Raw genomic sequence first — 24,790 nt, 5'->3', positions numbered from 1 at the left:
TGTTGAACGTTCGTTAAATCTACGGCTGGTGTGCCCGCCGCAGCTCCGCCTTCAGGACCTTCCCCGCGGCCGAGGTGGGCAGCGCCTCCAGGAACCGCACCTCGCGCACCCGCTGGTACGGAGCGACGCGGGCGGACACGTGCGCCATCAGCTCCTCCGCGAGCGCCGGGCCGGGAGCCGGCGAGGCATCCGGGCGCGCCACGACGTACGCCGCCGGTATCTCGCCCGCGTCCGCCGCGGGCACCCCGATCACCGAGACCTGCGCGACCGCCGGATGGCCGCTGAGGATCTCCTCCAACTGGCCGGGATAGACGTTGTACCCCTTGTAGATGAGCATGTCCTTGGCGCGGCCCACGATGTAGACATGACCGCGCTCGTCACACCGCGCCAGGTCGCCCGTGCGCAGCCAGCCGTCGACGAACTGCTCGGCCGTCAGCTCGGGATGGCCGAGGTAGCCCGCCGTGATCTGCGGGCCGCGGGCCCACAGCTCGCCCGTCTCGCCGTCGGGCACGCAGCTCCCGGTCTGCACGAGGTCGCGGATCTCGACCTCGGTGTCGAACACGGGCACGCCGACCGATCCGATCGGAACCGGGTCATCGGGGTCGACGATGCCTGACGTGACGCCCATGGTGGCCTCGGTCAGTCCGTACCCCTCCACGACGCACGCCCGCGGGAACAGTGTCCCCAGGGCACGAAGTGTCGTCGTATCGATGGGCGCCGCGCCCGAGTTGACCACGCGGACCGCGGGGAGCGCACGGCCCTGTGCGGCGGGGGCGGCGAGCAGGGCGTGGAAGAGCGCGGGGGACCCGGCGATCTGGGTGGCTCCGAACTTCTCGGCCAGTTCGAGGAACCGCTCGGGGTCGAAACGTCCCGCGAGGACGCTCGTCAGCCCGGCGAGCACGCCGATCGACTGGCCGACCAGGCCCATGGCGTGGAAGAACGGCGCGACGGCGACCGAGACGCCCTGCCCCGGGGGGTTGGTGTACTCGGTGGCGGCCTCGGGAACCGGGTCGAGGAAGATGCCCCCGTCGGGGTCCACCGCGGGCACGGCGGCCGCACGCCAGCAGGTGAACTGGAGGCAGTTCGCCACGACCTGGCGGTGCAGCACCTGGACCGCCTTCGAACGCCCCGTCGTGCCGCCCGTGAAGGACAGGTGGGCGACCGCGTCGGGCGTGACGGGTGGGCCGGGCTCGGGGGCCGCCGTGAGCAGGTCGGCGAGAGGCACGGTGCCGTCGAGGTGTGCCGGATCGCCGGGCGCGACGGCCGACGGTGGTACGAGGGCCAGCAGTCCGAGCTCCTCGGTGCCGGCCGCGACGAGCGCCGGTGCCGTCGCCGGATGCGTCACGGCCGCCCGGGCCCCCGCCTCGTCCAGCTGTGCGCGCAGGGCCGCCGGGGGCAGGGTCGGGTTGATGGGTGCCACGATCGCGCCGGCCAGCAGGACCCCGTAGTAAGTGACCGGGAACCAGAGGGAGTTGGGCTGGTGCAGTGCCACCACATCGCCCTCGGCGATGCCGCGTTCGCGCAGCCCCCGCGCGAAGCGGAGCGCCTGTTCGTGGAGTTCCGCGAAGGTCAGCGTGTCGTCGCCGTCGCGCAGGGCGACGCGGTCGGGGTATCTCCTGGCCGAGCCGGCGAGGATGTCCCCCACGGACGCCTCGGGGTAGGAGAGGCGGGCCGGCATGCCCTTCGGGTGGCGACGGATCACGCGGCAACTCCCTTGTCGACGAGGGCGACGGGCGTGCAGTCAGAACATTCGTTAAGCTACGGTCCCCGTCGGCACGTGTCCAGACACCGGGACAGGAGCAGGAGATCGGAGAGCCGTGTCCACCCGACCCACCGGCCACAAGGCCATCGTCGAGGCTGCCCGGCATGAGTTCTCCGAGCGCGGCTACGGAGCCACCTCGATCCGCGACATCGCCCAGCGCGCCGGGGTGAGCCTGTCTGCCCTGTACTACTACTACAAGGGCAAGCAGGACTTGCTGGTCGCCATACTCGACGACGGTCTCGACGCCTACTTCAGTACCTGCGACGAGGCGTTGGAGGCGGCGGGCGACGACCCGGCCGAACAACTGGAGGCGCTCGTCGCGGCGACCGTTCGGTTCCGTACGGAACACCCCGTGAAGAGCAGCATCGTGCTGACCGAGGGGCGCAGCCTGGAGCCCGAGCACCTGGCGCGCTACCGGAAGAACGAGGCGCGCGGCAGCCGGCAGTTCGGCGACGTCGTCGAGCTGGGCGTGGCGCAGGGCATCTTCCTCACCCCCTACCCGGACGACGCCCGGCGCGCGGTGATCGCCATGTGCAATGCCATCGGGGAGTGGTTCCAGTCCGAGGGACCCGTATCCGTGGACGAGTTGGTGGAGCGGTACGTGGCCCTGGCGCTGACGGTGGTCGAGTACCGCCCGCGCGCGGTACGCCGACCCGCGCGCGCCTGACACCGAAGCCGCGTCACCCCGCGGGGGCGGCCGTCACATGCGGCGATCCGTCGTCGTCCAGGAACTCGATCACCGCGAGAGCGATGAGCGCGCAAAGAGCGATCCACACGATGACGACGCCCGTCGGACGGTCCCACACCAGCATGATCACGCCAGACACGGCGACGACCGTCCAGTTGAGCGACGTCTTCGCCCGGTGCACCCACGCGCCCACCGGCCCGCCGGTGAGGCCCGCCGCGTCGCGCACCGCGCCGATCCCGCCGCGCCACATGGCCTTGACCCGGGTCGCCGCACCGCCGTCGCCGCTCAGCCAGGCCGCGAGCGCCACCACGATGCCGACGGTGATCAGCATGCGCACCGTCGTCCGCAGGAACCGCACGAGCGCGTCGTAAACGGCGCCGGCGGCCGGCTGCGACACCTCGGAGGGCAGCCCGTCGAGATAGAACGCGCGGAACGCCCACAGACCGATGCCGAGGATCGCGGCGCCCACCGCGATCGCGATCCCGGCCGCCACCAGCGCGCGCCGCCTGCGGACGGCCAGGAGGACGGCGCAGGCGGCGAGGACCAGGGTGATGACGGGCAGCCAGACCCCCATGAGCTGGAGCAGCCGGAAGCCCTTCTTGATCTTGCCGATGGAGTCGGACGTCATGACAGTGAAGTCGGTGTGCACATCGGGGATCTTTGAGGCGACCTTGAGGCCGCGGTCGACGAGCCGGTGCTTCGCCTCGTCGATGACGGGCGCCAGGTCGATCGTCACCGCGTTGTTCGTGAGCTTGACGGCGCCGCCGCCGCTCCCGGTCAGCGCCTTGTCGACCGCCATGTGCACGCGCCGGTTGAGGCCGGTCCACAGCTTCTCGAACGAGTCGCTCGACACGAACTTCTGGACGGTGTTGTGCACAAAGCCGCTGAGTCCGCTGGTGAGCGGGCCGCTCAGGGTGCCCAGTGCCTTTTCGAGCCTCGGCCGGTCGGCGGGTGCCACGTCTTTGAGGAGCGCCTTGAGATCGATGTGCTCCATGACGACGTTCGTGACGCGGTTCGTGACGGCCGCCTGGACATCGGGATCGGAAGCGAGCGGCTTCATCGTCGCCACATAGCGATCCGTGTCGCCGACGATGTCGCTGGCCCAGGTCGCGACCGCGCTGAGCGGCGTCAGGATCGCCACGAGGACGATCAGGAGGCCGGCGAAGAACAAGCGCAGATGGTGCCGGGGCCGGTGCCGGGCCGGCGCCGCGGCCTCCAGCTGAGCGACCCGGGCGCGCAGCGCCGCCATGTCGTCGCTGGTGTCCGCCGGGGGACGGTCGTCACGGTCCGGTGTCATGTACTCATGGGATGCCCTGCGGTGACCGAGGGCCCGCTGGACTAGTGCGTATGGGCGGCCACCGCACCCCGTCACCACCGTCACGGAGTGACGATCGCGAAGTCCGGATCGTTCTCGTCGAGGACCGAGAGCAGGGTGTCGAGGGCGCCCAGGTCGCCCGAGTGATAGACGCCGTGGAGACCCTTCCCGGCCAGCAGGGTGAGGAGTTGGGGCTTCGTCAGCGTGAGGGAGAGGTCCGCGCTGTCGGCGGGCCGGGTCGTACGGGTGTGGACCAGGACACCGTTGTGCAGCGTCATGCGGTACATCTCGCCCAGATCCGACAGATGCCAGTGCAGGGTGAGCGAGTGGTCCCACGCCCTGGGCCCGTCGACCCGGACCGCGAGCGAGTCGAAGAGCTGCTCGACGTTCAGCGCGTCGTCCATGCTGCCGCCGCCGATGCTGGTCGCCTTGATCTCGCCGCGCAGCTCCTGGGCGCCGGTGAGGTAGCAGTTGCGCCAGGTCGCGCACTCCGCGCCGTGCGCGAGCCGTTCGAAGGTCTCCGCGAGCATCTCCTTGGCGTCAGCGCTGTCCGGCGCGGCGAACACGGCGTGCTTCAGGAGCTGGGCGGCGAACCGCAGATCGCCCTCCTCCAGGTACGTACGCGCCTTGCCGAGCACCGCTTCGAGCCCGCCCATGCAGTCGACATAGCGTTCGGCGGTCTCGGTGGGCGGGTGCTCCCACAGGGATGCGGGATTGCCGTCGTACCAGCCCATGTAACGCTGGTAGATGGCCTTCACGTTGTGGCTGACGGAGCCGTAGTAGCCGCGCGCGTGCCAGGCCGCGGAGAGCGCGGGCGGCAGCTCGATCAGCTCGGCGATCTCCGCCCCCGTGTACCCCTGGTTGAGCAGCCGCAGCGTCTGGTCGTGCAGATACGCGTACAGGTCTCGCTGCTCGGCGAGGAACGACCTGATGCGGTCCGAGCCCCAGGTCGGCCAGTGGTGCGAGGCGAACAGGACGTCCGCGTCGTGGCCGAAGAGCTCGATGGCCTCGTTGAGGTAGCGGGCCCAGATCCGGGCGTCGCGGACCACTGCGCCGCGCAGGGTCAGGATGTTGTGCAGGTTGTGCGTGGCGTTCTCGGCCAAGCACAGGGCGCGCCGCTGCGGCAGCAGGAAGTTCATCTCCGACGGCGCCTCGGTGCCCGGCGTCATCTGGAAGCGGAACACGACGCCGTCGAGGGTCAGTTCCTGTCCCGTGTGCCGGACCTCGACCGTGGGCGCCACCAGCCCCGCGGTGCCGGTGGACGCGGTGAAGCCGAGCCCCATGCCCACGAGACCCTCGGGCCCGCGCTCCAGGTTCGCGCCCGAGTAGTAGGTGCCGCGGCGCAGCATCGCCGCACCCGCGTACACGTTCTCGGCGACGGAGTGCCCCATGAAGCCCTGCGGAGCGATCACGGGGACGTCGTCGTCGGCTCCGATGACGCCGAGCACACCGCCGAAGTGGTCGAGGTGGGAGTGGGTGAACACGACGGCGGCGACGGGCCGTTCGCCGCGCTGCGACCGGTAGAGCTCCAGCGCGGCGGCCGCCGTCTCCGCGGAGGCGAGCGGGTCGACGACCACGACGCCGTGGTCGCCCTCGATCAGCGTCATGTTGGAGAGGTCGAACCCGCGTGCCTGGAAGACGCCCTCGGTCACCTCGAACAGGCCTGCCCGCGCGCACAGTTGGGACTGCCGCCAAAGGTTCGGGTGCACGGTGTCGGGACAGTCCTCGTCGAGGAACGCCGTGTCGTCGAAGTTCCACACGACGCGCCCGTCCTCGGCCGTGACCGTCGAGGAGAGCGGCGGAGAGACAAGGCCCCGGTCGGCCTCCTCGAAGTCGGACCGGTCGGCGAAGTCGGGGGCGGAGTCGGGGGTGTCGGAGGTGGTCACTTCGGTCTCCCAGGGATGGTGTCAGCGGCGCGCTTCAGTGCCGTACGCGCGCAGGAACAGTGCCACCACCTGCGCCATGTGCTCGATCTCGGAGGGGTCCACGCTCTCGTCGGCCCGCGGACCCGCCACCGACGCGGTCGTCATCAGCGCCGGCGTCCCCCACGTCACGGCGGCGCCGTGACCGGTGCCGCTGTCCTCGTCCGCGGTCTCGGTTCGTCGGACGGGACATCCATGGTGGTCATACGGGCCCTCCCAGGTCGCGTCGTTGCACAAAATTGGCATAGCTTGTGCCGGTTCGCACCTGCTGTCGGGTCGGCCCGTACGCACGAGGGGTGCGGCGGGACCCGATCCGCGCCGTCCCCGGACCGTCAGCCCTCGGTCAGATGCCGCACCAGCACCGGCACATGGCTGTGCTCGATGTCCTTGACCGAGGTGACCAGCGTGACCGTGCCCGTACGGGCCAGCGCGTGCAGCTTGTCCGTCAGCTCCACGCGGTCGGGCTCCGCGAGCTCGTCGCGGTAGCGGCGCTCGAACTCCGGGAAGCGGGATGCGCGGTCCTCGTGGTACCAGGAGCGCAGCGCGGAGGACGGCGTCAGGTCCTTCATCCACTCCTGGACGTCGGCCCGCTCCTTGGAGACGCCGCGCGGCCACAGGCGGTCCACCAGGACCCGTGTTCCGTCGTCCGCCGACGGCGGATCGTAGACCCAGCGGACGCGGAAGCCTGGTTCGGAGCTCTTGGAGCGTTCTGTCATGGCCCAATGGTGCGGAGTTTCCCGGCTTCGTGTCCGCGGTCGTGCGCCGCTTCGGCGACGGTCCCCGGATGCCGCAGGCGTACGTCGTTCGCCTCACCCGAGTGGCGGGCGCGCCGACGTCGTGTGAACAGTCGGACATGACGCACGCACCGCACGAACCCCGAACCCCGGCGGCCGAAGAGACCCGCGAAGAGCGCACTACGCCGCCCGAGGGTCCCCTCGGGCGCCTGGCTCAATCCGCATGGCAGGTAGTGCTTCTGGCAGGCACAGCCGCCCTGATCCTGGGCGTACTGGTCCTGGTCTGGCCCGGGGCGTCCCTGTTCGCCGCCGGAGTGCTCTTCGGCGTGTATCTCCTGGTCACCGGCGTCTTCCAGGTGGTGGCCGCGTTCGGCACGCATGTCACCACCGGGCTGCGCGTGATGGCCTTCATCAGCGGCGCGCTGTCGATCCTGCTCGGCCTGTTCTGCTTCCGCGGGGCGACGCAGTCGATCCTGCTGCTCGCGCTGTGGATCGGTATCGGCTGGCTGTTCCGCGGCATCACCCAGACCGTCGCGGCCGTCTCCGACGAGGCGATGCCGGCGCGCGGCTGGCAGATCTTCCTCGGCGTCGTGAGCGCGCTGGCCGGTGTGGTCCTGATCGTCTCGCCGTTCCAGTCCGTCGCCGTACTCACCCTGGTCGGCGGTTGCTGGCTGCTGGCGGTCGGCGTCGTGGAGATCGTCACGGCGTTCCAGCTGCGAAGCAAGGCGAAGCGGATTCCGCAGGGGATGTGACGGGGCTTCTGAAGGCCGATACGCGCGCGCCGGGCGCCCGCATCGGGCCGCCCGGCGTGACGGCTGCGGTCTGTCGGTGACGGTCAGACCGCGACCGTCTCCTCCATCTCTTCCTCTGCCGCCTCTCCCTGTGCTGCCTCCGTGGAGCGGGCAGGCGCCTGAGTCACGCTGTGCGCGGCGTGCTGCCGGGGATCGACCGCGACCTCGACGGCACGGCGCCGCCGCTCCGTGAGCGCGGCAAGCCCCATCACGGCCAGGCCGACGACGAACCAGACGGCCAGTGTCCACACGTTCCTGGCCAGGTCGTGGCTGCCGAAGTAGAGCAGGCTGCGCGAGCCCTCGACGAAGCCGGCGCCGTTCCAGAAGGCGTGCAGGGTGCCGAAGAAGCCGTTCTGCAGCTCGGGCCGGTAGAGGCCGCCGGAGCTGGTGAAGTTCAGCATCACGAACAACACCATGAGCGCGAGCGTCGTCCACCGCTTCAGGAACGTGTGCAGACCCACGCCGATGAACAGAATGCCCGCCGAGTAGAGCCAGGACATGGCCCACATGCCCCACAGGCCGTGGTGGGCCAGGTGGAACACGGGTCCCGCGAGAGCCGCGCCGACGAGGCTGACCACGCCGGACACACCGACCACGAGCGCGGCCCGCGTCCGCATCGACAGGGCGGAACCCGCCGCGCCGACCACGGCCACCGACGCGTACGAGCCGATGCTCAGCGCCACCAGCAGGAAGAACAGGCCCTGGCCCGTCGGGTCGTCCGAGACGGTCGGGGTCACGTCCGTCACCTTGAGCGGCACGCCCTGCTGCGTGGCGACGGGGGTGAAGATCTTCTCGGCGGTGATCGCGCTCATGTCGGAACCGGCGGTGGCGACGATCAGCTCGGGGGACTTCGCACTCAGGACGTACGCGCCGTCGATGTCACGGGACTGAAGCTGCTCCACGGCCGCCGGGCGGCTGTCGAGCGTACGGACGTCGAGCGCGTCGCCGGCCTTGTCCTTCACCGTCTGGGCGAAGACCTTCGCCTCGGGCCCCGCCCCGACGACCGCCACCGGCAGATGGTGCGGCTCGGGCGCCACGAAGGCCCCCATGTAGGCGAGCCCCATGCCCAGGCACATCAGCAGCGGGGTGATGAGGTGGGTCAGGACATGGCGCAGCGCCGGATTCCGCACGCCGTGCACGGCGCCCGCGGACTCGGAGCGGTGTGCCTGGTGATCGGCGGGCATGGGCAGGACCTCCAGCCGGGTGGGTTGGTGTTTACAACCTTTCACGTTGTACCGTACAACTATCTTGGCCGGATGGGGTACGGGGGAGGGTGTGACGGTGGCCACCGCGGCCCCGCGGCGGCCACCGCGCGTGCCTTCAGCTCTGCTGGAGCTCGAGCTGGTACTCGTACGTCCGGTGCGTCGGCACGTAGCCGAGTCCGTCGTTCACGGCGCGCATGTGCGTGTTGCTGTCGGCGGTGTCCGTGAGCAGGCCCCCGAGCTTCGGGTGGCGGCCGCGGGCGCGGAGAACGGCCTCGGCCTTCATCCAGCGCGCGAGGCCGTGGCCGCGGTGCTCGGGCAGCACGCCCGTGCCGTAGTGCTGTCCGTCGCCCGTGCCGTCGCCGGGGACGACGAGCTCGGTGAACCCCACAACGGTGCCGTCAAAGGCGTCGACCGCCGCGACCGTGTCGAGGTGTTCGCCGCGCTGCTCGACCGCCTTGGCCACCGCGCGGACGCGGTCCACGTCCCACGCGACCGTCCCGTAGTCGGTGTCGTCCATGGGCATGTCGTCCATGGCGCGACGCGACGCGGCGAACGTCGCGGCCAGGTGGTCCGGAACCGTCCCTTCCCAGGAGACGAGCCGGTATCCGGGGTGCTCCGCGCGCGCCGTCCGCGTGAGGGCCGGGATGTCCGCGTCCGCGAGCGGGAGTCGCGCGTACGTCAGGTTCAGCACGCGGCGGAACCCTCGCGCGGCCAGGAACAGGTCCGCGGGTGAGCCGTCGTCGGCCGGGGCGGTGAGCGAGCGGCGCCCGTCGTCCTTCGCGGCCGTCACCGCCGCGTCGAGGAGCCGGGTGCCGGCGCCGCGACGCCGTTCCGCGGGATGGACCTGGAGGGCCAGCTGGGCGAGATGCCGCTGCCCGTCCCGGTCGATGAGCCGCAGGAACGCGGACCCGACGGGGTTCCCGTCGGTGTCGGACGCCAGCCAGGCGAGGCGGCGGACGTCCGGACCGCCGGCCGGATCGGTCAGCGGTGTGAGGTGCAGCGACAAGAGGGCTCCCTGTACGGAGAGTTGAGGACGCGGCCGAACCTAACCGCGTGGGCTCGAGCCCCGCAAAGGAATTGACCACGCATCGGCTCGGCGCCGGAACCGTCCGCTCGCGCCCATTCCCTATTTCTGAAACGAGTTCTACTGTGTGCGCCGTCAGGACCGGGACCCGGTGTACCAGCGACCGCCAGGAGGGGCCGTGCACCTCGAATACACGCCCGAGCAACAGCAGTTGCGCGCGGAGCTGCGCGCCTACTTCGCGGAGCTGGTGCCCGACAACGCCTACGCCCGCTACGAGGATCCGGCCGCGCAGAAGCGGTTCTACCGCGAGACGGTGCGCCGGCTCGGCACCGACGGGTGGCTCGGCGTCGGGTGGCCGAAGGAGTACGGCGGGCGCGGCCTGACGCCCATGGAACAGTTCATCTTCTTCGACGAGGCCGCGCAGGCGGGCGTGCCCCTGCCGCTCATGGCGCTCAACACCGTCGGCCCCACGATCATGCAGTACGGCAGCGACGAGCAGAAGGCGTACTTCCTGCCGAGGATCCTCTCCGGGGAGCTCGACTTCGCCATCGGCTACAGCGAGCCCGACGCGGGCACCGACCTCGCCGCGCTCAAGACGCGGGCGGTGCGCGACGGGGACGAGGCCACCGGCCACTACACGGTGAACGGGCAGAAGATCTGGACGACCAACGGCGACACGGCCGACTGGGTGTGGCTCGCCGTGCGCACCGACCCGGACGCCCCGCCGCACAAGGGCATCACCATGCTCCTGGTGCCGACGTCGGACCCCGGCTACTCCTGCACCATCATCAACACCCTTGCCTCGCACGACACCACGGCCAGCTACTACGAGAACATCCGCGTTCCCGTCAGCCGCCGCGTCGGTGAGGAGAACAAGGGCTGGCGGCTCATCACGAACCAGCTCAACCACGAGCGCGTGACGCTCGCCGCCCACGGCACCATGGCGATCCGCGCGCTGCGCGACGTGCAGCGCTGGGCCATGGACACCAAGCTCGCCGACGGGCGCCGCGTCATCGACCTCGGCTGGGTGCGCAAGCGCCTCGCCCAGACGCACACCCGGCTCGACGCGATGAAACTCCTCAACTGGCAGATGGTGAACGCCGTCCAGGAAGGCAGCCTCACCCCGCAGGACGCCTCCGCCGTAAAGGTGTACGGCTCCGAGGCGCGCCGCGAGGCGTACGCCTGGCTGATGGAGGTCGTCGCCGCGGCGGGAGCGCTCAAGGAGGGCTCGGCGGGCGCCGTCCTGCACGGCGAACTCGAACGCGGCTACCGCTCAGCCGTGATCTTCACGTTCGGCGGCGGCAACAACGAGATCCAGCGCGAGATCATCTCCTGGATAGGCCTGGGCATGCCCCGCGTCCGCCGTTGAGGCGCCTGCGACTGGGCGTTCTAGTCGGCCTATAGGCAAGATGAATGGCATCGGTCCGGACAGGTGGCGCACGAGGGAGCGAGTCAAGTCTCGGGCCTGTCGCTTCAGTCCTGGGGACTCACGCCGGTGTGGAGCGGCCATCTGGCCGCCGGCGCTGACGGCCTTCGTTCGCCTCGCCGGAAGAGCGACCGTCCCACCGACGTCCGGGCGCCGCGAACCCGGACGCTCCGGCGCAGGACACTATGCGGGGACGCCCTGGGGGACGGTGTGCGCTTCCGCCGACCACTGCTGGTTGCGGACCAGGTCCTGGTACTGCGGGCAGCGTGCGAGCAGTTCGGGGTGCGTTCCGGCGTCCAGAGCGCGGCCGGACTCCATGACGAGTACATGGTCGGCGTGCTGGACGGTGGAGAGCCGGTGGGCGACGACCACCACGGCTCGGTCCTGGGCGAGTTGGGTGACCAGATCGCGCAGCCGCTGCTCGTTGATGCTGTCCAGTTGCGACGTCGGTTCGTCCAGCAGGACCACGTCGGCGTCGGTGAGGAGGGCGCGGGCCAGGGCGAGGCGCTGGCGCTGGCCGCCGGAGAGGTCGGTGGGGCGTCCGAGGGTGGTGTCGAGGCCGTCCGGGAGCCGCAGGACCTCGTCGCGCAGGGCCACGGCATCGAGGGCGTCCAGCAGGGCGTCGTCGCCGAGGAGGGTGTCGCTGCCGAGCAGCAGGTTGTCGCGGACGGTGCCTTCGAGCAGGGTGAAGGTTTGGTCGACGTAGGCCACCCGGCGTCGCAGGTCGTCCAGCGGCCAGTCGTCCACGTCGTGGCCCAGGACGCGGATCGTGCCGTGGTCGGAGTGCATGAAGCGTTCGACCAGGGTCAGGACGGTGGACTTACCGGCGCCGGAGTGCCCGACGAGGGCGGTGAGACCACGTCGGGGGGCGGAGAAGGTCAGGTCTTCCAGGATGGGTTCGCCGTCGTAGGCGAAGGCCACGTCGGCGAACTCGACGCCGGGGGCGCCCTGAACGGGGACCGGGCTGGTGGTGGCCGTGCCGGAAGCCTCCTGCGGCAGGGAGAGCAGGTCGTCGAAGCGTGAGCGTGCGGCGAGGCCGGCCTGGAGTTGGCTGATGCTGGAGGCGACGACGGCGACCGGGGCGACGAGTTGGAGCAGGAAGAGGAGGAAGGCGATGAAGTCCGGCACGGTCAGGTCGCCGGAGGCCATGCGGGCACCGCCGCCGAGGATGATGCTGACGAGCGCGATCTGCTGCCCCAGGCCCATCACCGGGCCGATGAGGGACTGAAGGCGGGCGCTGTGGAGCGTGGAGTCGGTCAGGTCGGAGGCGTCCTGGGCCAGGCCCTGGGTGGTGAGGGCTTCCGCGCGGTAGGCCTTGATCGTGGGCAGGGACGCGAGCGTGGCGGTGAAACGCTGGGCGAGTTCGCCCAGGGCGGTCTGCTGGGCGTTGACGCTGCGGCGCACCCGGACGATGACCAAGCCGATGACGGCGCCCGCCAGCGCGAAGGACCCCACGGTGATCAGCACGAGGACCCAATCCAGGACGCTCATGACGATCAGGGTGGCGATCACGGTGATGACGGACAACGGCAGTTGGATCGCCCCGACGTCGATGACGGAGCGGAGCATCATGGCGTCGGAGGTGACGCGTGCGACGAGGTTGCCGGGGCCCTGTGTACGCACTTCGCGCAGCGGAAGACGCATGGTGTGCTCCATGACGCGGGAGCGCAGGCGCAGGATCATCTTCTCGCCGACCCGGGCGAGCAGGTAACCCGAGACGGTGGCGGCGAGGGCGCCGGCGAGAGCGACGGCGGTCATCAACGTGACCGGCCGGACGAGCCCACCGGTGCCGGAAAGGGATTCGACGAGGTCTCTGACCATCAGAGGCACGACCAGTGTCGCGGCGGCGGATATCAGCGCCAGCAGGGCTGCGACGGCCAATGGGAGGCGGGCGCCGCTGATGAGGTCGGAGCCCAGTCTCAGCCTGGGGGCGGTTTTGTCGCGGGCGACTGACATGCGCTTGTTCCACCTCGTGTGAGAAGAGATCGTGTTCAGCGGTGCGGTGTCCTGGAGTTCGCCGTCCCGGACATATGACGGAGAACGAGAGTCGGCGGGAGGCGCGCTTTCACTGCCATAGCCGAGATACCGGCAATGGCGGCGACCGCGAGTAGGGCACCGTCCTTCCAGGACGGGTGCTGTATGCGACCGGAGGCCGTTCTGGTGAAGCACGAATTCCTCTGCGGTGGCATGACGAAAACCCGTCTCCGTCGTCCGCGCTCGAGCTGAGTCAGTCCACCACACGCTCGCGCGGCAAAGTAACTCCTATCCTTGGTCCGCCGGGGCCAACTGCCGTACTCCGTTGGCCCTCCAATAGTTTGGCGCAGGTGGCAGCGCCGCAAAGTTGGTGCCGAGGAAGGGATTCTTCTGCGCGGCGGAGGGTGCCCCCGGGGCAGCCTGTAGCGTGGCCGGGAGTTCATCCGTCCGGCATTTCTCCGGGCGGCGATCGCGGACGGCCGGGGAGAGAGAAGGAACGGGAATGTTCAACAAGAAGGAAGTGCACCTGATCGCGCTCAGCGATCTCGGCGACGCGCGGAACGCGGTGCGCCAGGCCCTGTCGGATGCTGCCGCCGACGAGGCTCCCGGGCTGCGGAGGGCCGCGCAGATCCTGGACGAGCTGGCGGAGCGGGACGGGGAGCCGCGGGTGCGGTGGGCCCGGGGGATCCTGGAGCGCGACGGCGTGGACCCCGTCGCCCACGAGGTGGCGGCGATACGGGCCCTGCGTCAGGAACTGCCGGGGCTGAGCCTGGTGGCCGCCACCGAGCTGGCGCGGGAGGCGAAGCTCGCCCAGCAGGCGTGACGTCCGCCTGTCGTAGGTGACGCGTGCTCAGGGTCGGCGTTCACCTGCCCACTTGCGCTGACGAGGGCCCCGCCGGGATCCGTTCCCGGCGGGGCCCTCGTGTCCCCGAATCGCCGAGACGGAAACTACTTGCCAAATTGGAAAGTAGATGCCAGCCTGGCATGAGTAAGCGCACCTCGTCGTACGGAAGCCGGAGAACCCATGAACACCTCAGGAGCGATGCGGCCCAGCGCCGAGTCCGCCGCAGCGGCGCTGCGTACCGCGCGGGCCGCCGAGAACGCGGCACGGCAGTCGGCGCGGTCGGTGCCGGCCTGGTATCCCGCCGCCCACGGCCTGCTGCTCGCCGCGGCCATGAGCGGCTTCGGCCTGGCGCGGGTATGGCCCCGGTGGCAGGGCTGGATCCTCGCGGCCGCACTGCTCTGCGCGGGCGCCTTCCTCGTGGTGACCTGGAGGGTGCAGCACGCCTCCGGAGTCGCACCGTGGTTCGCCCGGCGCGAGCACGGGACCGCGTGGCGCGCGTGGGTCCTGCCCTTGATCCCCTTCGCCGCGGGCCTGGTGGGGGCCCTCCTCTTCGGTACGGCCGGAGCGTTCGCCGGATTCGGCGTGGTGGCCGGCGCGGTGTCCTGGCTGCAGGCCGGCCGCGGGCGCGCCGGTGCCCAGGAGGCGTCGTGACCGACGCGGGCCCGCCCGGCCTGGACAAGGAGATCCACCACCCCACCCGGCTGACGGTGGCCGCGTTCCTCTCCAGTTGCGCCGAGGCCGAGTTCAGCACAGTGCGGGACTACTGCGGGGTCACCGATTCCGTACTGAGCAAGACGGTCGCCGCGCTGGAGAAGGCCGGCTACGTGAGTGTCCGCAAGGGCTACTTCGGCAAGCGGCCCCGCACCTGGGTCGCTCTCACCCAGACCGGCCGCAAGAGGCTCGCCGCGCACCTGGCCGCCCTGGAGGCGCTGGCCGAAGCCGCCCGCCGGGCCGGAGCCGAGGCGCCGGGCGCCGGTGGTGCCGAAGGGGAGCGGACATAGAAATGCCGCTGGGCGCCTGAAGGGGCACAGGCGCCCAGCGGTGGAGCACTGCCTGCGAGCAGGCAGGTGGTTCAGCAGCCCCAGTGCGCCGTGGCCGAGACGCCGGCACCGGAGATGGCGCTGACAGCCGCGCCGCAGCCGCCGCTGGAGCCACCGATGAAGCTGAGGATGCTCGGGGTGGTGGCGGGGGCGTCGGCCGAGGCGCTGGCGCCGAACTCCTCGGCGTTGGTGTAGGCGGTGTAGCCGGCGAGGAGCTGGTCTGCGGTGTTCATGAGATTCCTTTACTGAATCCAACGAGATGGGCCGGATCTTTCCTGCCCGAGATCCATTCGATCACATTTCCCGGTGGCGCGACCGCGGAAATCTTATGCATATTTGGCAATGTCGGCTTCGCGACCTGCGCTTTCCGCAGCGGAACCCAACCTCGTTGCGCACATATCGCGGCGGGAAAGTTGGGGCCGCACCCCCCCAGCAGTAATCGCCCGGTTCCGCATAACGCAGAAGTGGGTGTCCGCCTGTTACGGCGGACACCCACTTGGTCAATCAGTGATGCTGGGTCAGCAGCCCCATGCCTTGGTGCTAGCGATGCTGCCGGCGGACGCACCGAGGGAGAAGTAGACGCACTCAGGGGAGGAAACGGTGACGGTGGGCGTCGTTGCCGGGGCCTGGGCCTCCGCGCTGGCGCCGAACTCCTGGGCGTTGGTGTAGGCGGTGTAGCCGGTCAGGAGCTGGTCTGCGGTGTTCATGACGTTCCTTCGATGAGTGAGGTGTGGAGCGAGGGCTTTCCCGCTCTGCATCCATTCGACCGCACATTCCGTCGTCCGCGCTACGAGAAAATTATCAGAGACTTTGCCAGGACCCACGCGGCCTGCGAAATTCTCGCCCGATCCACAGGAAATGGCTCACACTTCCGTCTTTTCAAAATTGGGAACGGCCCATCCGGGGAAACCACCCCGGGAACGCGAAACCCCCCACCGCGGAGTGGGGGGGTTTTGGACGGGGTGTGCGGACGGCGGTCATCCGGGCTCCGGATGGCGCCGCGGGTAGCTCCTGAGGGCCTGCCATACGTTCAGTTCGAGGCAGACCTCGCCCAGTGCGCTCTTCAGCTCGGCCGCCTCGGCCTCGAGCAGGCTTTCGCGCGGCGGCGGCCGGTGGGCCGCGCTCCCCTGGAGTTCGCGCAGTCCTCCTGCGATGAACGCCTCACGCCAGTCCAGCAGGGACTGTTCGCAGAGGTGGGCGTGCCGTCCGGCGGCTTCCCCGACGGTCTCGCGGCCGGACAGCACGCTCAGGACGATGCCGGCCTTGTCTTCGGCCGTCAGTGCCGGCGGGACGGGGTGCGGGGTGTGGTTCATCGGCTCACCGACCCGTGGTCATGCCAGGCCGATTCCCGGCAGTACGGGAGAGTCCAGATTCCGGGCGGGCATGAGCGGGTCCACGCCGGCGTTGAGGTACGCCTCGGCGATGAGGGCCTCGCGCGAACCGCCGTCGGCTCGCACGGCATGTCTCACCAATGCCTCGGCCAGTACCTGGCAGCGATGTTCCCCGAAGCTGAGTCTGTCCTTGCCCGAACGCGGGTCGTCCGGCTCCCAGGCTGCGCCCACTCCGTCGGCGATCCGGCGGACGAACGGCGAGGTGGCGTCGCCCAGTCCGGGCAGGTCCCGGACGGATGCGGCGATGTCGGCGGCCGCGTGCCAGGCGTCGGAGCCGAGGTACACCACCAGCGCGTCACGGCGCGGGAAGTGCTTCAGCGACGAGGTGACCTTGGCCCGGTAACGCAGGCGCAGCGCCTCCAGTTGGGACAGCACCGTGCCCCAGGCCTCGGGTGCCGCCTCGGCGTGGGTCAGGTGGAAGTACAGGCGCAGCATCGGGGAGCCGCCGACGCGTCCGCGGGAGCCGTCGGTCAGGAAGAACCCGGTCGACAGGGAGGGGCGCGGTGCGGGGATGCGCAGGGTGACCCGCGCGGTAGCGGCGTCCGGCCGGTGGCCGGTGATGCTGTCGCGCGGGACCTGGACGCGCAGGCCGTCGAGTTGGACGATCACGGTGTCCGGCCGGGAGCCGTCGCCGAGCACGGTGGCCGGGACGAGGCTGGTGCGGTGCGGCATCGCGGCGAAGAGCTGCTGGTCGAACGCGTCGTCGCGCAGGCTGCGCTGCCGGGCGGTGTCGTCCTGGTCCTCCATCCCGGCGTGCAGGTCCTGGTAAAAGAGGTCACCGAGCTGCTTGGCGAGGGCGCCGGGGGTCTTGGCGTCCAGTTCCTTCTCGCCGACGGCGGCGGTCAGGCCGTCTGCGGCGACCTCGGTCCTGGCCAGTGCTGTCGAGATCACAGGGGCGATGAGGCCCAGGGCGGTCGTCATGAGGTGCCTTCCAGACCGAGTACGGAGGTGAAGTTCTGCGGGGCCAGCAGGACGGTCCGTCCGATGCCGGCGGCCGCGCGGTCGCCGGCCGACAGCCGGGTGCCGAACTTGGCGCCGGCGAGCATGCGGTCGATCATGTGCCACCCGGTGAAGGCGGCGACACGGGTGGTGAAGCCGTCGTCCAGGGTGGGGCGCGTCTCGCGGTACCCGGCCCAGAAGGATTCGATGCGCGGGCGCAGGCGGTCGATCTCGCGCGCGCCGTGGGTGAGGATGTCCTCGTGCGTCGCTTCGCGGCCGAATGTGTTGCCGGGGTCCTCGCTGATGGACTTCGGGATGCCCTGGATCACCCGGTAGAGCCACTCGCCGGCGAACCCGCCGATGTCGCGGGCGGCGTCGCCGGACCGCAGTTCCTCCCAGTCGGTCAGGTAGAGGTCGTCGGCGGCCAGGAGGTACTGGTCCAGGCGGATGTCGCCGTGCGTAGGCACCTGGGGCGCGGCGGTTTCGCGGCGGCGCAGCTCGTGCAGGGCTGCGGCCAGCTCGGCGTCCGACTGGAGCAGGGACCACGATTCGATCTCGGCGAAGGCCGAGTGGATGAAGACGGGCAGCGACAGAGCGTCGAAGTGGTCCATCGACGGGGACGGGTGGGGGTCGTCGTCCAAGGTGCCGGGTTCGAGCGGCAGCGTGTGCAGGATGCCGAGGATGCGGCCGGCCCGGCGGCACAGGGCGTCGTCGAAGGCGTCGTCGGTCGAGAGCTCGAAACCCGACTGGGCGTCCTCCAGGCGGGTGAAGGCCACCAGACGGTGTTCCTCGTCGGAGCCGAGGAGTTCAGGACCCCGCAGTTCGCTGCCGTTCAGGCGTGACGCGATCGTTTCGAAGGCCAGGATGCGGTGGTAGCGCCGCAGGACGTCGGCCGGGTCGCCGCCGCCGACCCGCTTGACGAAGACCTTCGCGCCGGTGGTGGTGGTGCCGGCCCAGTTGTCGTTGCGGCCGATGTGGGCGACGACGGTGTCCGCGTCGAAGGAACCCAGCCCGAGCCGGCCGAGGAACGCCTCCACTTCGGGAGCCTTGTCCAGGTGGACCGGATCGAAGCGGACGCGGGTCGGGAGGGGCTTCGATTCTTGATCTGTAATCACGATCACGGAGCGTAGGAAGCGTCCGCGGTCGCCGACAACAGATGGCTCACTATCGCGTCATTCTTGGGTGGGGGCGGACCGGGGCACCGAGGAGACGCGCCGTCAGCAGCGGTGCGGGCGGGGCTTTCCGGACCAAAGTAACCGGTTATCTGCGGCCTTCTTGGCATCGCCGAGGTCCCCTAAGGTACCGGGCATGCCCCCTGAGAACCTGCACCGTTTCACGCTGCCCAACGGCCTGCGGGTCGTCCTGTACTCGATATCCGGAGTTCCGGCGGTGGGCGTCAGCGTGCATTACGACGTCGGTTTCCGGTCCGAGCCCCGGGGGCGTTCCGGCTTCGCCCATCTCTTCGAGCATCTGATGTTCCAGGGCAGCGAGAGCGTGGCCAGGACCGAGCACTTCGGTCATGTGCAGGCGGCCGGCGGTACCGCCAATGGATCGACGCACCAGGACTACACGGATTTTTACCAGGTGGTTCCGTCCGCCGCACTGGAGCGCGTTCTCTTCCTGGAAGCCGACCGGATGCGTGCCCCGAAACTGACGGAGGACAACCTGCGGACCCAGGTGAACGTGGTCAAGGAGGAGATCCGCCTCAACGTCATGAACAAACCCTACGGCGGCTTCCCCTGGACCGTGCTGCCCGGACTGCTCTTCAGGACCTATCCCAACGCACACAACGGCTATGGCGATTTCACCGACCTGGAACAGGCCACGGTCGAGGAATGCGCCGCGTTCTTCGACCGTTACTACGCGCCGGGCAACGCGGTGCTGACCATCGCGGGTGACATCGACCCGGGCCGAGCGGCCGAGCTGGTCCACAGGCACTTCCACGACGTCCCGGCACGGCGCCCGCCGGTTCCGGTCGACCTGAGCGAGCGGGCACCCGAGCGCGAACTGCGGGGCGGCCACGCCGACCCGCACGCGCCGATGCCGGCCACCGCGGTCGGCTACCGCATGCCGGATCCGAACAGCGACCTGGACGCCTACCTGGCGCACATGGTGCTGTGCGTGGTGCTCACCGGTGCGGGCGAGTCGTCAAGGCTCCGGCGGCGGATGATCCACGGCCCCTCGCCCCTGGTGACCGATGTGAGCACCGGCTGCGGGCTGTTCGGCGCGCTGGAGGCCCGGGCTCCCGAGACGTTCCTGTGCGTGGCGACACATCCGCGGGAGACCGCGACGGACCAGTTGCTGGAGGTGCTGGACCAGGAGCTCGCGGCGCTGGCGACGCAGGGCCCCACTGAGGAGGAGCTGGCGCGGGCCACGGCCCTCAGCAGCGTGGGAATGCACCGCAAGTACGACATGCTGCCGGCTCGTACCCGCGCCCTGGGGGCGCAGGAGGTGCTGTTCGGCAAGGCCGAGCTCGTCGGTGAACTGCCCGGCCGGCTCGCCCGCGTGAGCGCGCGGGACCTGGCGCAGGCCGCCGCGTCCCTGCGGCCGGACGCGCGCGCCGTGCTGAGTCTGCACCCCGCCGCGTCACCGTCCCTCCACCCGATCCTGTCAGGAAGCTGACCCGTGACCGTCACCTCGTTGGTCCCCTCCCCGGCCGGGGAGCCCGCCCGTGCCCATCGCAGCGCCGAGGAGATCGGCCGTACCGCGGCCGGAGCGCGCGCGCTGCCGCCGCTGGAGGCCCGCCGCGGCCACCGTCTGCCGGCGATGGCCGACACCGTGTTGCCCAACGGCCTGCGGGTGATCGCGGCCCGGCAGCCCTCCTCCCCGATGGTCGAACTGCGGATGTCGGTGCCCTTCGGCGGCGCCACCTTCGCGCACGCGGCCACGGCCGAAGTCCTGGCCACCGTCCTGTTCCGGCCCGGGCGCGGCAAAGGGGCGGGCCGGGAAGCCCAAATGGCCCGGCACGGCGTCACGCTGACCGCCCACCGCTCCTCGCGGTGGCTGCAGGTGTCGGGGTCCGCGCCCGGTCATGCCCTCGACACCCTGGTGGGCGCGCTGGCCGACGCGGTCACCGAGGAAAGCGCGGACGAGGCGGAGATCGGGCCGGTACGCGAGCGGATGGTGCGGCAGATCGCGTTGATCCGCGCGCAGCCGCAGGTGGTCGCGCAGGAGGCCCTGGTGACGCACTGCTACGGCGCAGTGCCGGCGCTGCAGGAAGTGCCCTTTGCCGAACCGGTCGCCGCGGTCACCGGCGCGGCGGTGCGGGCCCTGCACCGCGAGCGACTGCGCCCGCGGGGCACGGTGCTGGTGCTGGTGGGGGACCTCGATCCGGAGGGGGCGGTGGAGTCGGTGGCCGCGGCCACGAGCTCTTGGCGCGCGGGCGGGCCCTTGCCGGCACCCTTGCCGCTGCCGCCGCTGCGCGCCGGTCGTGTTGCTTTGGCGCCACGGGCTGAGGCGGTGCAGTCGCAGATCAAGCTCGTGCGGCCGGCGGTGGCACGCACCGATGAATGCTTTCCGGCCTTGAGTCTGGCCACGTTGGTGTTCGGGGGGTATTTCTCCTCCCGGCTGGTGACCAACATCCGGGAGGACAAGGGGCTGGCCTACCGTGCGGAGGCGGGGTTCGAGGACCACTTGGACCGCCTCATGCTCACCGTCGACGCCGACACCGCGACGCAGGCGACGGCGACGGCCTACCAGGAGATCCGGGCCGAGCTGGGGCGTCTGACGACCGTGGCACCGTCGGCGGCGGAGGTGGACGCGGCACGCGAGTACACCGTCGGTATGACGATGCTCACCCTGGCGTCCCAGGCCGGTTTCGCCGGCAGTGTGGCCACCGCGGTGTGCCTGGGGCACGAGCCGGAGCGGGTGACGGCCTTCCCCGACCTGCTGCGAGGCGTCACCCGCGACCAGGTCGCCCTAGTGGCCCGGGAGTTCTTCGATCCCGACGCGTTCAGCGGCGTCATCGTCGGGGACACGGAGCGTCTGGCCTCCCGGCTGCGCGCGGTCGGAGGGGTCCAGATCGCGGACGCCGAGGTCGCGAACGGTGCTGCGGTGGAGGCGTGACCGGTCGCGGCCGGGCGGCCTGCCGGTAGCCGTCCGGCTCCGGTGGGCCGGGCGTTTCCTGCCGCCGGGCCACGACGGAAACGGGGACGGGAACATCACATGCGCTACGTTCAAATATGTCCGCAATGTGCAACCTCAAATACGGCCCAAGTTTGTTGCCCTCCATAATGAGCCAGGGATATGATCTTCTTATCGCCAGGCATTCATCGGGCTCCGGACAGTCTTTCGCGGCCCGGTCGCGACGCCTCACCACTGCCACAAAAACGGCAGGACATACGCGAGTTCACAAGAAAGACCTGACCCGTCTTTCCAAGGGGGAAACAAATGGAGCCACCAGAAGTCAGATCGGCATGCGCCCGCACGGACGCCGTCCGTCGCAGGCATTCGGATTCCCGTACATCTTCGTGAACTGCCACGGCCCTGTTTGAGTCGGGTCTTCAGGTCGCCGGTCTGGACCTTGACGCACAGGCGCTGCAGCTCACGCGGGGACAGCCCGACGGAACGGAATGACCGCCGCTCCGCCCGGCACTCCGCCAGATCTACCGCGGGATGCGCACCCAACAGCGCCCCGCGCGTTATGAATTGGAGACAAGAGGCGATGTCACGCCCTCCGGTAATGCCAGCTGCCGAAAAACTGAAGATCGTCCTCGAGGTGTTGTCCGGATCCCGGACGATCGCCGAGGCCGCCCGCCGCGCGGGCGTATCCGAGCAGTCCATCGGAAACTGGAAACGACAGTTCCTCGACGGCGGACGCGCCGGCCTCGAAGGAGGCACGTCCCGCAATGCCCAGCGGGAACGCGACCTCCTTTCCGAGATCACGGAACTGAAGACCGCACTCGGGGAAGCCTACGTCCAGTTGCGCGTACGGCGTAAATCGGGTGAGTACCGCACGGTCCCTTTTCAGACCTCGAAGCCATCAGGGAGAGCGCCGGGATCAACGTCTCGAGGTACTGCCAGATCCTGGGAATCCCTCGGCGCACCTACACGCGCTGGAAGATGAACCACATCCCCGCCCGGCCGGCCCGCCCCGACACGGGTGAGGCCGGTCCGGCCCGCGGATGACCTGTGCCCCCCGGTGGCGTTCGCCACCGGGGGGCACATCGTCGTACGGACGCCGGGCCGCGCCACGGTCAGAGCAGCGCCTGGGCACCCTCGTCGTCGATCAACTCGGCGATCTTCACGGTGTATTCGAGCAGTTCGGGATGCCACCCCATGTACGCGGCGAAGTCATGGGCATGGGTGAACACCCGCAGCACCGCGGCCCGCCCGGCCGCCACCGGATCGGCCGGCGCACCATAGCCGTGGGCCAGGGCGTCCCGAGCGGTGTGGAAGTCGTCCGGGTCCAGGTCCAGACCCGGCGTCCGGCGCAGCAGCGTCATCCGCCATTCGACGAACTCCCCCAGCAGCCAGCCGAAATCGAAGTCGGCGGGACCGCGGGCCACATCCTCACCGGACAGCAGGCAACCGTCATCCGGCGCGTCCCCCACGACCACCGAGCCCAGGCTGGGCCCACCGTGCAGGAAGACCCCGCCGCTCAGGTCGGTGGCCAGGGCGTGGCACCACTCCCGCACCAGGTTCCACCGGGCGGTGCCGAGTTGGCGGCGGATGATGGTGTGGAAGGCCGGCGCGGCTCGCGGCCCGTTGCCCTCGTGCATCCAGGACGCCAGCCGGGCAGGGCCCGGCGGCCCGGAGACGGCCAGGGACGCCGGAACCGCTGTGTGCAGCAGGCGCAGCGCCGCGCCCGTCCCGGACAGGGCTCCGGCCACCAGCCCGGGAGGAAGACCGAGGTCGCGGCCCACGCAGAGTTTCGCCACCGGGACCGGGCCTGGCACCTGGTAGTGCAGGGCGTCGCCGACCGCCTCCGGGAGCGCGAACCGCAGACCGGTCGGGCGCAGCGCCGTGAGCGCGGCGCGCACCGGCGCGTTGGGCGCGCTCAGCGGGACGGGGCGGTCGTCGCCCGGGCGGCGGATCCACACGTAGCCCGGGCCGTGGGGGTGGATGGCGGTGCGCAGGAAGCCGGTGGCGAACTCCTGCACGGCGGACGCGGCCGGCTGCGTCATCGTCCCTCGTCCTCTCCGGGTGAAGGGGCGGCCGCCAGACGGGCCCTGAGCCGTTCCAGGGCGGGGATGACGGCGGGCAGCGGCGTGGCCACGGTGGCGCCCGGGCCGCCGGTCGTCACGCTGTAGCCCGGCTGCGGGGGCACCACGGTCACGTTGGGGCGCTCCGCCAGTGCCGCGACGTGCCGGCGGTAGCCGTACGACTCCGCGCCGCCCGGAGGCAGCGCGGGAGCGACGGCGATGGGCGCCCGGGTGCACTGCAGGGCCAGCAGCAGGGGGGTGTCGGCGGCGCCCAGGGCCAGCCGGCTGACGAAGTTGTAGGTCGCCGGGTGGACGACGATCGCGTCAGGCCATTGGGCGAGCTCGACGTGGGTGGCGCCTTCCTCCGGCTCGTCCGGCCAGACGTCCTGCAGCACCGTTCCGCCCGCGAACGCGGTCAGTGCGTCACGCGTGACGAACCGTTGCGCGGACCGGGTGAGCATGGTGCGTACTTCGATGTCCGGGTACGCGGTCCGCAGCCAGTTGAGCCACATCGGCATGAACATCACCCCGAGGGAGCCGGTGCCCGCGAAGAGCACCCTGCGGGCGCCGAAGTCCGGTGCCGGTCCTTCGGGCGGGGGCGCGTTCTCAGCCATGGAGGCGGTCCAGGGCGGCGAGGATGTCCTGGAGGTCCGTCATGGCGGCGCCCAGACCCTCGATGTGCATGACGCCCGCCGGATTGAGTACGACCTCGTCGACGCCGTTCTGACGGTAGCGGTGGAGTTCGGCGGCGATCTCGTCGGGCGTTCCGGCGACGAACACCCCTGCCTCGACCAGGGCGTCCGCGCCGGCGTCCGGGTCGTGCGCGTGGGCGGGGACGCCGGCGCGGCGCAGCATGTCGGTGTAGTGGGCCGCGCTGAGGTGGGCGCCGGCGCCGCGGCGCGCCGCCAGGCGGATGTCGCGGCCTGGGCGGGCGACGGCGACATGGATCACGGTCGCCACCCGCGGCGCGGCACGGTCCGCCGCCGCGGCGCCCTTGGCCAGGGCGGGCACAAGAGTGTCGGCGATGTAGTCCGCCGGAGTCATCCAGGTGACGGCGACGTCGGCGACCGCCCCGGCCATCGTGGCCATCCGCGGGCGCAGCACCCCCAGGCCGAGTTCGACCAGCGGGGCGTCCAGGGCGATGAGCTGGGCGTCGATGGAGTGGTACGCGCCGTCGCGGCGCGCGAGTCCGCCGTCCAGCAGCTCGCGCATGGACGTCACGTACTCCCGCATCGCGGTGAGCGGCTTGGCGTAGCGCTCGGGAAGCAGGGAGTCCTGGAACTCCGGTGCGGCCGGGCCGATGCCGGCCACGTAGGGGGCGCCGCTGAGCGCGGCCACCGAACGCGCCTGCACGGCGGCGTCGTACGGGTGGCGCAGCGGCGCGAGGGTCACCCCGCTGCCCATCGGGATGCGGTACCCCATGCCGGCCAGGGCCGCGAAGAGCTGGTGGGTGTCCAGCCGCAGGGACTGGCCCAGCCACAGCCGGCCCGCGCCGCGGCGCTGCAACAGCCGGGCGAAGGGCAGGATCTGCCCGGTGTTGGAGGGCTGGATCGGGTACATGATGCTGGTGTTGTGCGTGGAGGTCACGGGAT

25 protein-coding genes are annotated in these 24,790 nt (G+C 70.6%); 9 read left to right on the top strand and 16 right to left on the bottom strand.

All coding sequences use genetic code 11. The features are described from left to right. Window positions 1-19 precede the first annotated feature (19 nt). Window positions 20-1,702, bottom strand: a complete 1,683-nt coding sequence (locus ACY0PA_RS06055; protein WP_473083693.1) for a class I adenylate-forming enzyme family protein — start codon at window positions 1,700-1,702, stop codon at window positions 20-22. A gap of 115 nt (window positions 1,703-1,817) precedes the next feature. Here ACY0PA_RS06055 and ACY0PA_RS06050 point away from each other — a divergent pair, with 115 nt between their 5' ends. Next, window positions 1,818-2,429: a TetR-type transcription factor C-terminal domain-containing protein gene (locus ACY0PA_RS06050; RefSeq protein WP_473083692.1), complete on the top strand. Its 612-nt coding sequence runs from the start codon at window positions 1,818-1,820 to the stop codon at window positions 2,427-2,429. Window positions 2,430-2,442: 13 nt separating this feature from the next. On the opposite strand, the gene ACY0PA_RS06045 is transcribed toward ACY0PA_RS06050, so the two are convergent. From ACY0PA_RS06045 to ACY0PA_RS06030, 4 genes are all read right to left on the bottom strand, one after another. Continuing rightward, window positions 2,443-3,747, bottom strand: a complete 1,305-nt coding sequence (locus ACY0PA_RS06045; RefSeq protein WP_473083691.1) for a hypothetical protein — start codon at window positions 3,745-3,747, stop codon at window positions 2,443-2,445. An 80-nt stretch (window positions 3,748-3,827) separates the two neighbouring features. Then, window positions 3,828-5,651, bottom strand: a complete 1,824-nt coding sequence (locus ACY0PA_RS06040) for an alkyl/aryl-sulfatase (protein WP_473083690.1) — start codon at window positions 5,649-5,651, stop codon at window positions 3,828-3,830. Window positions 5,652-5,672: 21 nt separating this feature from the next. Next, entirely contained in the window at window positions 5,673-5,819 is a 147-nt protein-coding gene (locus tag ACY0PA_RS06035) for a hypothetical protein (RefSeq protein WP_473083689.1), read from the bottom strand. A 200-nt stretch (window positions 5,820-6,019) separates the two neighbouring features. Next, the gene (locus ACY0PA_RS06030) at window positions 6,020-6,403 is read right to left on the bottom strand and encodes a DUF488 domain-containing protein (protein ID WP_473083688.1); all 384 of its coding nucleotides are present in this window, start codon (window positions 6,401-6,403) and stop codon (window positions 6,020-6,022) included. A gap of 137 nt (window positions 6,404-6,540) precedes the next feature. Between ACY0PA_RS06030 and ACY0PA_RS06025 the strand changes: the two genes are divergently transcribed. After that, window positions 6,541-7,173 (top strand): HdeD family acid-resistance protein, encoded by a 633-nt coding sequence (locus ACY0PA_RS06025; RefSeq protein WP_473083687.1) that lies wholly within the window; start codon window positions 6,541-6,543, stop codon window positions 7,171-7,173. 83 nt (window positions 7,174-7,256) lie between these two features. On the opposite strand, the gene ACY0PA_RS06020 is transcribed toward ACY0PA_RS06025, so the two are convergent. Then, on the bottom strand, window positions 7,257-8,396 hold the full coding sequence (locus ACY0PA_RS06020; RefSeq protein WP_473083686.1) for an ABC-2 transporter permease: 1,140 nt from the start codon (window positions 8,394-8,396) through the stop codon (window positions 7,257-7,259). Window positions 8,397-8,532: 136 nt separating this feature from the next. Continuing rightward, on the bottom strand, window positions 8,533-9,423 hold the full coding sequence (locus ACY0PA_RS06015; RefSeq protein WP_473083685.1) for a GNAT family N-acetyltransferase: 891 nt from the start codon (window positions 9,421-9,423) through the stop codon (window positions 8,533-8,535). A gap of 196 nt (window positions 9,424-9,619) precedes the next feature. Here ACY0PA_RS06015 and ACY0PA_RS06010 point away from each other — a divergent pair, with 196 nt between their 5' ends. Next, a complete protein-coding gene (locus ACY0PA_RS06010; RefSeq protein ID WP_100597361.1) occupies window positions 9,620-10,810 on the top strand; it encodes an acyl-CoA dehydrogenase family protein in 1,191 nt (396 codons plus the stop codon). Window positions 10,811-11,050: 240 nt separating this feature from the next. Here ACY0PA_RS06010 and ACY0PA_RS06005 read toward each other — a convergent pair whose 3' ends face one another. Beyond that, on the bottom strand, window positions 11,051-12,823 hold the full coding sequence (locus ACY0PA_RS06005) for an ABC transporter ATP-binding protein (protein WP_473083684.1): 1,773 nt from the start codon (window positions 12,821-12,823) through the stop codon (window positions 11,051-11,053). 520 nt (window positions 12,824-13,343) lie between these two features. On the opposite strand from ACY0PA_RS06005, the gene ACY0PA_RS06000 reads away from it, so the two are divergent. The 3 genes from ACY0PA_RS06000 to ACY0PA_RS05990 all read left to right on the top strand — a co-directional run bounded on the left by ACY0PA_RS06000 (window position 13,344) and on the right by ACY0PA_RS05990 (window position 14,686). Further along, the gene (locus ACY0PA_RS06000; protein WP_473083683.1) at window positions 13,344-13,664 is read left to right on the top strand and encodes a hypothetical protein; all 321 of its coding nucleotides are present in this window, start codon (window positions 13,344-13,346) and stop codon (window positions 13,662-13,664) included. 201 nt (window positions 13,665-13,865) lie between these two features. Beyond that, a complete protein-coding gene (locus tag ACY0PA_RS05995) occupies window positions 13,866-14,336 on the top strand; it encodes a hypothetical protein (protein WP_473083682.1) in 471 nt (156 codons plus the stop codon). Beyond that, window positions 14,333-14,686 (top strand): transcriptional regulator, encoded by a 354-nt coding sequence (locus ACY0PA_RS05990; RefSeq protein WP_473083681.1) that lies wholly within the window; start codon window positions 14,333-14,335, stop codon window positions 14,684-14,686. Before ACY0PA_RS05995 ends, ACY0PA_RS05990 begins: the two co-directional genes overlap by 4 nt. Before the next feature lie 71 nt (window positions 14,687-14,757). Here ACY0PA_RS05990 and ACY0PA_RS05985 read toward each other — a convergent pair whose 3' ends face one another. The 5 genes from ACY0PA_RS05985 to lxmK all read right to left on the bottom strand — a co-directional run bounded on the left by ACY0PA_RS05985 (window position 14,758) and on the right by lxmK (window position 18,170). Beyond that, entirely contained in the window at window positions 14,758-14,958 is a 201-nt protein-coding gene (locus ACY0PA_RS05985) for an LxmA leader domain family RiPP (protein ID WP_362023255.1), read from the bottom strand. 285 nt (window positions 14,959-15,243) lie between these two features. Next, on the bottom strand, window positions 15,244-15,432 hold the full coding sequence (locus ACY0PA_RS05980; protein WP_362023257.1) for an LxmA leader domain family RiPP: 189 nt from the start codon (window positions 15,430-15,432) through the stop codon (window positions 15,244-15,246). 270 nt (window positions 15,433-15,702) lie between these two features. Continuing rightward, window positions 15,703-16,038: a helix-turn-helix domain-containing protein gene (locus ACY0PA_RS05975; protein WP_473083680.1), complete on the bottom strand. Its 336-nt coding sequence runs from the start codon at window positions 16,036-16,038 to the stop codon at window positions 15,703-15,705. Between the two features lie 18 nt (window positions 16,039-16,056). Further along, complete coding sequence (locus tag ACY0PA_RS05970; RefSeq protein WP_473083679.1) at window positions 16,057-17,037, bottom strand: T3SS effector HopA1 family protein; 981 nt, start codon at window positions 17,035-17,037, stop codon at window positions 16,057-16,059. Continuing rightward, window positions 17,034-18,170, bottom strand: coding sequence for a class V lanthionine synthetase subunit LxmK (gene lxmK / locus ACY0PA_RS05965; RefSeq protein WP_473083678.1), 1,137 nt, complete (start codon window positions 18,168-18,170; stop codon window positions 17,034-17,036). Before lxmK ends, ACY0PA_RS05970 begins: the two co-directional genes overlap by 4 nt. Window positions 18,171-18,363: 193 nt before the next feature. On the opposite strand from lxmK, the gene ACY0PA_RS05960 reads away from it, so the two are divergent. The 3 genes from ACY0PA_RS05960 to ACY0PA_RS05950 all read left to right on the top strand — a co-directional run bounded on the left by ACY0PA_RS05960 (window position 18,364) and on the right by ACY0PA_RS05950 (window position 22,120). Beyond that, window positions 18,364-19,677, top strand: a complete 1,314-nt coding sequence (locus tag ACY0PA_RS05960) for a M16 family metallopeptidase (protein WP_473083677.1) — start codon at window positions 18,364-18,366, stop codon at window positions 19,675-19,677. A gap of 3 nt (window positions 19,678-19,680) precedes the next feature. Further along, window positions 19,681-21,120, top strand: coding sequence for a M16 family metallopeptidase (locus tag ACY0PA_RS05955; protein WP_473083676.1), 1,440 nt, complete (start codon window positions 19,681-19,683; stop codon window positions 21,118-21,120). A gap of 577 nt (window positions 21,121-21,697) precedes the next feature. After that, on the top strand, window positions 21,698-22,120 hold the full coding sequence (locus ACY0PA_RS05950; protein ID WP_473083675.1) for a transposase: 423 nt from the start codon (window positions 21,698-21,700) through the stop codon (window positions 22,118-22,120). Window positions 22,121-22,250: 130 nt separating this feature from the next. Here the strand turns inward: ACY0PA_RS05950 and ACY0PA_RS05945 are convergent, their stop codons facing one another. From ACY0PA_RS05945 to ACY0PA_RS05935, 3 genes are read right to left on the bottom strand one after another with little or no spacing between them, the layout of a single operon-like run. Further along, window positions 22,251-23,180 carry a hypothetical protein gene (locus ACY0PA_RS05945; RefSeq protein WP_473083674.1) on the bottom strand — a complete coding sequence of 310 codons (930 nt, stop codon included), beginning with the start codon at window positions 23,178-23,180 and terminating at the stop codon, window positions 22,251-22,253. After that, window positions 23,177-23,812: a flavoprotein gene (locus ACY0PA_RS05940; RefSeq protein ID WP_473083673.1), complete on the bottom strand. Its 636-nt coding sequence runs from the start codon at window positions 23,810-23,812 to the stop codon at window positions 23,177-23,179. Before ACY0PA_RS05940 ends, ACY0PA_RS05945 begins: the two co-directional genes overlap by 4 nt. Next, window positions 23,805-24,785: an LLM class flavin-dependent oxidoreductase gene (locus ACY0PA_RS05935; protein ID WP_473083672.1), complete on the bottom strand. Its 981-nt coding sequence runs from the start codon at window positions 24,783-24,785 to the stop codon at window positions 23,805-23,807. Before ACY0PA_RS05935 ends, ACY0PA_RS05940 begins: the two co-directional genes overlap by 8 nt. Window positions 24,786-24,790 lie beyond the last annotated feature (5 nt).

This window comes from Streptomyces sp. DS1-CR2 (genome assembly GCF_055760475.1).
Note: the sequence above shows the minus strand (reverse complement) of the source record. Positions and strands in the feature narration are given on the sequence as shown.